This window comes from Streptomyces sp. BE20, from assembly GCF_036322525.1.
Taxonomy (GTDB): domain Bacteria; phylum Actinomycetota; class Actinomycetes; order Streptomycetales; family Streptomycetaceae; genus Kitasatospora.
Genome location: NZ_JAQYWW010000997.1, coordinates 1 through 279, shown reverse-complemented (window position 1 = coordinate 279; position 279 = coordinate 1). Strand labels below are relative to the sequence as shown.

The following is a 279-nucleotide window of genomic DNA, read 5'->3' as shown; positions in this document are numbered from 1 at the left end:
GAGCGCACCGTCGCCTGGCTCGGCGGCTTCCGCCGACTCCACCGCCGCTACGAACGCAAGGCCGACCACTTCGCCGCCTTCGCCAGCATCGCCGCAGCCCTCATCTGCACCCGACGACTATCCAAATGAGATGTCTTCTAAACGAGTGCATGCATCGTTGGCGGTGGCGCGTCGAGGCCCGCGGATTCGCTGCCGGGTTCACATGTGCGGTGTTCCCAAGGCGGCGACCTGGTGGTGGGAGAGGAGTCCGGCGACGGCTTGGACCATGTCGCTCACGTG

The 279-nt window shown here is 66.3% G+C and carries 1 pseudogene; it reads left to right on the top strand.

The window, feature by feature from the left end:
- Positions 1–129, top strand: a pseudogene (locus PUR61_RS25540) (IS5/IS1182 family transposase); the annotation flags it as partial.
- Between the last annotated feature and the right edge of the window lie 150 nt (positions 130–279).